This window comes from Coleofasciculaceae cyanobacterium (assembly GCA_036703275.1).
Lineage (GTDB): Bacteria > Cyanobacteriota > Cyanobacteriia > Cyanobacteriales > Xenococcaceae > Waterburya.
The window spans coordinates 1-6,561 of record DATNPK010000072.1 but is presented as its reverse complement, the minus strand read 5'-3'; the positions used below and the strand labels follow the sequence as shown (position 1 = coordinate 6,561).

At 38.1% G+C, this 6,561-nt stretch carries 5 protein-coding genes; all 5 read left to right on the top strand.

Annotation, left to right across the window (positions count from 1 at the left end; translation table 11 throughout):
- Positions 1-848 precede the first annotated feature (848 nt).
- The 5 genes from V6C71_13365 to V6C71_13345 all read left to right on the top strand — a co-directional run bounded on the left by V6C71_13365 (position 849) and on the right by V6C71_13345 (position 5,920).
- Positions 849-2,402 (top strand): ABC transporter substrate-binding protein, encoded by a 1,554-nt coding sequence (locus V6C71_13365; protein ID HEY9769462.1) that lies wholly within the window; start codon positions 849-851, stop codon positions 2,400-2,402.
- A 67-nt stretch (positions 2,403-2,469) separates the two neighbouring features.
- On the top strand, positions 2,470-3,318 hold the full coding sequence (locus tag V6C71_13360; protein HEY9769461.1) for an ABC transporter permease: 849 nt from the start codon (positions 2,470-2,472) through the stop codon (positions 3,316-3,318).
- Positions 3,319-3,343: 25 nt separating this feature from the next.
- On the top strand, positions 3,344-4,174 hold the full coding sequence (locus V6C71_13355; GenBank protein ID HEY9769460.1) for an ABC transporter ATP-binding protein: 831 nt from the start codon (positions 3,344-3,346) through the stop codon (positions 4,172-4,174).
- 153 nt (positions 4,175-4,327) lie between these two features.
- Entirely contained in the window at positions 4,328-5,197 is an 870-nt protein-coding gene (locus tag V6C71_13350; GenBank protein ID HEY9769459.1) for a DMT family transporter, read from the top strand.
- A gap of 363 nt (positions 5,198-5,560) precedes the next feature.
- A complete protein-coding gene (locus tag V6C71_13345) occupies positions 5,561-5,920 on the top strand; it encodes a hypothetical protein (protein HEY9769458.1) in 360 nt (119 codons plus the stop codon).
- The last annotated feature ends 641 nt before the right edge of the window (positions 5,921-6,561 follow it).

Sequence of the window (6,561 nt, the reverse complement as noted above, 5' to 3'; positions counted from 1 at the left end):
CCAGATAACCCGTGCTTGACGATATCTGTAGAATTACAATCTGGACAAATTATAGCGATAAAAACAGTCATTGATAATATTTGAATAGTTAATTTATCCCTTTAAGATATCATTTTAACCACAGATTTACAACACTACCATCTTTCTAAGTGCTAGCTTGGGATGATTTTAGTACCTTTATTTCTTGTATTTTTAATGTAACATTTTTTCCAAGACAACAATCTCAAGGCGTAAAACTTATATTACTTATGTTCATACCAGCCGATCCCTATCTATATCCCTATATCAATAAGTTTTATTTGTTGCTGATAAGTAGGGAATAGTAAGTAGTAAGTTAGATGTTGTCGAGGTTTCAAGTTAAATAAATGGTTACTCTATTTATGCCCACATCTACTAGAAACAAAAATTTAAACTTTAAGGTGCAAAGAGCTATTTTACATCCAAAAAATTTATTCTACTAAGTTATAAAAATAGGTGTCTTATTCCTAATTTGTTTAGGATTACTATAGTAGATTATCTAACTAGTCATAATAATAATAAAGAATGTCAAGCCAAATTAAAAATGTTTTTGGTTTGGTATTTTAACTTTTATTTAGTCTCGTCCAATTTAATATTAATAATTAATCATAATCAACATTTTCTTATGTTAAGAATCGGTTTTTTGTGCCTGATTTGTCAACTTAAATTTTACAAACATGTATTGCAATGTTTGTAAAAGCAATATTTAAAAAATCTATTAATCTATAAATTTTTTTATTGCTTAGCTTAGTATTGTGTAGCTTAAATTACAAAAAGCGCAAATTTGAACTACTAAATTTAGAGTAACAAAAACAAGATAAAAAAACACTATGGTTGCTCTTAAGCATCGCTCTTGGACAAAAAAAATAGTTATAACTTTTGTGTTTTTTGGCATCACAATTTTAACTAATGGATGTACTGGTAATAACCCTTCAGCAGAATCTTCAACATCAGAATCGGGAACAGCAGATGCATCAGAAAACTCTGGTAAAAAAGAAACAATTCGAATTTCTATCGGTACGCAGGATCAGGTAATTAATACTGCCGTAGGCGGGGCTACAGTACGAGAATTAGAATTATTAAAAAAGCATTTACCCACTACTGGTAAATATGCCAATGTTGAATATGATATTCAGTGGTCGAGCTATACATCGGGACCACCGATTACTAACAAAATGTTGGCAGATCAAATCGATATTGGTCTGATGGGAGACTTTCCTACCGCCATTAACTTAACTAAGTTCCGCGAAGCAGGAGGTGATGTCGAGTCTATTTATATTGGTACCTTAGCTTATAGTGCTAGTGGTGCGGGTAATGCTGTAGTCGTTCCTAAAGATAGTGAGGTAACTTCTCTAGCGCAGCTTAAAGATAAATCGGTCTCCGTTCCTTTTGGTTCGGCGGCTCATGGCATGGTTTTAAAAGCTTTAAAAGATAATGGAGTCGATCCCGAAAAAGATGTCCAATTAATTTCCCAAGCTCCCGAAGTAGGTGGGACAAGCCTGCGTACTGGTCAAATTGATGCTCACGCCGACTTTATACCTTTTGGCGAACTATTTCCCTTCCGAGGCTTTGCCAAAAAGATTTTTGATGGAGCGCAAACAGGAGTACCAACTTTACATGGAATTGTCGTGCGCTCGGACTTTGCCCAAAAGTATCCCGAATTGGTAACGGCTTATCTCAAAGCCATGTTAGAAGCCAACCAAACCTTTAGAGAAAATCCTGAAGAGATCTCTACCAAAATTGAGGAATGGTCGGGCATAGAAAAAGAGGTAGTTTATATGTTCCTCGGTCCTTCTGGTTTACAATCTCTCGATCCGACAATTAGACAGGTTCAGTTAGACGCACTCAAAAACAGTATTACAACCTTGACCGAGTTGGGCAAAGTAGAAGGAGAAGTCAACCCAGAAAAGGTCACGGAATGGGTTGACGAAAGCTATTTAAAAACCGCGATGAAAGAGATGAAACTCGATCGCCAACAGGTAATCGAAACAGCCGCAAACTACAAAATAAGCGGTAAAGATGCCCTGACGGGAGAACCAATAAAAGATCCTAAAAAGGCAGCTCAATTATGGATTCAAGATGAAGCAACCGTGACTAACTTTGCTTCAGTTGCCAACATGATGAAGATGCTAGAGCAGTTACAAGAAGAAGGTAAAGCCGCCGATGTCATGTTTGTACACGACAAAAACAATGGCTGGAAGCTATTTGCCGAGAATTCTTACTATGTCAACAACGGCGATGATGTTTCCGCTTTCTTGCTCAAACAAGATGCCGACCAGTTTGCAGCTGACTCTGGAGGTCAAGTAACGGCATTTAAGGAATTACAGCAAAGCTTAGCTCAGAAAACTGCACCTGCATTAGCCGGTGCTGCCAGTAAGAAATAATCTACCCTTTCTCGCGACCCAATTTCATTAGAACGTTTACTATTAATCACAATTCAAAGACTCTGAGATGACTAGCTCCTCTAAATTAACTAGAATTCCTTTGATTCAAAGTTTTCGTCAGCTAATTGCCCCAATGTTTGGAAATACTAGCTCTCATAAATTGGCGCGACGTGTTTTATCTTTGGTTATCTTTTTTGGAGTTTGGCAGTTTTTATGCCAGATCGAGTTTGATTTCATCATCAAGTTTAACTTTTTACCTTCACCCATAGAAGTAGTCGCAGCTACCTGGGAATTTTTTACGGGCGATCCTTGGATTCATTTCCAGTCCAGTATTACCAGGGTGTTATTAGGTTATGCGATCGCCTCTTGTTTGGGGATCATTTTGGGAATCTTTATCGGTGCGTTTCAAAAAGTCGACGATTTTTTATCGCCACCTTTAGAATTATTGCGTCCAATTCCCGCAGTAGCCTGGATTCCTCTGGCTATTTTAATGTTTCCCACTGCCGAAGCAGGGATGATCTTTATTACCTTTATAGGTGGCTTTTTTCCCGTTTTGATTAGCACTATCAAAGGAGTAGAAAGCACCATCAATGACACGCTTTTGATTCAGGTCGGACAGTGTTTGGGGGCAAAAACCCGACATACCTTTATAGACATCATCATTCCTGGAGCATTACCCAGCATTGCTAGTGGTTTGGTTATCGGCATGGGTAATGCCTGGTTTTGTTTGGTAACGGCAGAAATTCTGGCAGGACGCTATGGCATAGGTTATATAACCTGGGAATCTTATGTTACTTCCAACTATCCGCCAATTGTCATGGGAATGCTGCTAATTGGATTGATGGGTGCCTTTAGTTCTTGGGCGGTTAGTCGTTTGACTGCTGCATTAATGCCTTGGAGAACGATTAAAAAATAAATTAATTAAAAAATTTCACAAAGTTATGCAAAATGTCACGGTGCAAACGTTAACAACAGCTCAATTAACCAAAGAATTAGTAGGATTAGTAGAAGTAGAAGGCTTATCAGTTACTTTTGGCTGTCGCGAGCGCCCGACTAAAGTATTAGATAATATCAATTTTCAAGTTGAACCAGGTTCGTTTGTATGTTTGTTAGGACCATCTGGCTGTGGCAAATCAACTTTACTCAATTCGATCGCGGGATTTATTCGTCCAACGACAGGCTGTATTTCAGTAGATCGGCAAGCCGTAACCAAACCAGGAGCCGAGCGCGGTTTTGTCTTTCAGCAGTATTCCCTGCTTCCCTGGAAAACTACCGCTCAAAATGTCGAATTTGGCTTGCGAATTAAAGGTATGGCAAAAAAACAGCGACGCGAGTTGGTCGATGAATATCTCTATCGAGTTGGTTTGTACAAGCATCGTAATTCTTATCCCCACCAGCTTTCAGGAGGAATGAAGCAACGAGCTAGTATCATTAGAGCATTAGTCAATTCCCCTTCAGTTTTATTGATGGATGAACCTTTTGGCGCATTGGATGCACAAACGCGACATATGATGCAAGAACTGTTGATGGAGATTTGGAGCGATTTAAAAACTACCGTTGTTTTTGTCACTCACGATATTGAAGAGGCGGTTTTTTTAAGCGATCGTATTTTAATTTTGGGCATAAATCCAGGGCATATTAAAGAAGATATTTTAGTAGATTTCAAACGTCCGCGTCACATCGACGACACCATGACACCAGAATTTGCTCAACTCAGTCGTCAAGTATTTGAAGTTATTCGCGAAGAAACTCTAAAAAGTATGGAACGCTGACAACAGCAAGTGCCTAAAGTTGCTATCAAAAAATTCCCGATCCATCATTTTTTCTTTTCTGCTATTTAAGCGCCAAATAGAAGATTGATACCTTACTGGCTAAAAACTCGTTTGGAACAGAGACATTAAAGTGAGCGCGAGGTTGTTTATAACTTGAATTTACGCATATTAAAAACCATTGCTTATACTTGCTCTTCTCTAATAGCTTTTGCAGGAAATTCAATCCTCTGTAGATTAGCATTGGGTGAAGATAAGCTTGATGCTGCTAGTTTTACAATCATTCGGATGCTATCTGGAATTGTGCTACTGTTCCTAATGTCAAAAATATTTAATGTTAAAAATAGCTCTACTACGAAGAGAAGTTGGATCTCTTCCTGTGTGCTGTTTTTGTATGCAGTAACTTTTTCTTACGCCTATATCTCTCTAGATACTGGTACAGGAGCATTGATTTTATTTGGAGCGGTACAAATTACCATGATTTTAGCTAGTCTAATCTCTAAAAACAGACTTCATGTTTCTGAGTGGATGGGAATGGTTACAGCTTTCTCTGGATTTATATATTTAGTTAAGCCTAGTCTGACGACACCCTCCTTTACAAGTTTTATACTCATGACTATTTCAGGTATGGCTTGGGGGATATATACCCTCAGAGGAAAAGGTTCAAAACAACCTATTCATGATTCGGCTTTTAATTTTTTGTATACGTTTCCATTCATTCTTGCTCTATTAATTATTGAATTTAAAAACACTAATTTATCTCAGCAAGGTATTGTTCTCGCTGTAGTATCAGGTGCTATAACTTCAGGAGTTGGATATACAGTTTGGTACATGGCTGTAAGGAGACTTTCTACAATGCAAGCATCTGTTGTTCAGTTGTTGGTTCCAATTATTGCTGCAACTGGTGGTGTAATATTTGCCAATGAAGTGATATCAACGCGCTTAATCCTATCGTCTATCATGATTCTTGCCGGTATTGTATTTGTATTATTAGGGCAGTACTTTTTGCTGAAATCAGCATCTTAAAAAGGGGTAAATAAGCGGGTTCTGTCGCAAAAAATAGGAGTCATTGTGTAGTGTATTAAGAGTTATTAATAATACTCAGGACTTCGAATTTTATATCAAGTACGGATGAACAGTTGAATTAAACTGCTCTGGTCATTGGCCACCAATGATAGCAAGTTAATCCTTTAATCAAATCATGTTGTTTTAATAACTGGCGACATCGAATTATCAATAACTCTTCTAGTTCACAAAGCGATCGCTCATTGAACAGATGGATTTTGATGTTTAAAGACTTGTAATTACCGAGCAATTTTGAGAGTAAATCAGAGCTAGAATAAGGTTAAGTAACCTCATTTTGTTGTTAGAAACAGCAAGGAGGAATCGATGAAAGCTAAAAGTGATTCTAGTTCGAGTATTCCGCATTACGACCCGCATATTGTCCCATCCGAATCAGTAGCTAGGGCGAAGAGAGAGGGTAAGCATTTTGGTCATGTAGACCATGACGATCCTGGCGATAAAGAACATCTTCACACCAGAGATGGCTACACCATCGACCAAGAAGGGCTGCTTAATAACTATGCAGTGGAGACAGAAGCCTACATTTGTGAACCTGGAGATTTAAGACAAAAAGAGCTTGAGCTTAAAGCTAAACGCCGTCGCGAACTTCAAGAGTTATCGGAAGATGAAGAAGGTAAATTGACCATGGAACACGACTGGCGACACAAAGGACCTGAATTAATCTAGTACAGCACGGCTTAAGAAATTAAGTATTCGAGATTGCTGACCAAATAGATAGCTTACGGTGTACTGATTCTCTTGAATACTACATCCTTAACTTCTAACCTTTCCTTCAATCTCGTATACCTCTGCTGCTGTTTGACCTGCTTCACTGCGATCGCTCGTAAAAATATTTTGTATTTTCGCCAATTCAAAAATACGAAAAGCTAAAAATAAGAAAATCCGAAATCTCAGAAATCTAAAAATTTAACAATTTGCCAAGGTGCATTAGCAGAAAGTGACTGTACACTTAAATGTCTGCAAACTTCGAGGTATGAAAATTGTTGATTACTGTAGCTGGATTTAAGGGAGGAATCGGCAAAACTACTACTGCCGTCCATCTTGCCTGTTATTTTTCTCAGTTAGGATAAAATTCTGTTAGTTGATGGCGACCCTAATCGCAGTGCTACGGGCTGGAGTAAACGAGGTGCTTTTCCTTTTAAGGTGGTGGATTTAATGCAAGCTGCGGTCCTGTTGCAAAAACTTGAGATGAGCCTGTAGTATAATCTAAGTATCGATTATTACTAACAAGATGAACTCAAAGCAGCCATTTAAATGGAAACATTTCCAAGGTGAGATTATTTTACTTGGTGTGAGATGGTATCTCA

What these genes read in the sequence shown, in the direction of transcription:
- V6C71_13365 (HEY9769462.1), top strand. Translation starts at nt 849, where the DNA reads ATGGTTGCTCTTAAGCATCGCTCTTGGACAAAAAAAATAGTTATAACT.
- V6C71_13360 (HEY9769461.1), top strand. Translation starts at nt 2,470, where the DNA reads ATGACTAGCTCCTCTAAATTAACTAGAATTCCTTTGATTCAAAGTTTT.
- V6C71_13355 (HEY9769460.1), top strand. Translation starts at nt 3,344, where the DNA reads ATGCAAAATGTCACGGTGCAAACGTTAACAACAGCTCAATTAACCAAA.
- V6C71_13345 (HEY9769458.1), top strand. Translation starts at nt 5,561, where the DNA reads ATGAAAGCTAAAAGTGATTCTAGTTCGAGTATTCCGCATTACGACCCG.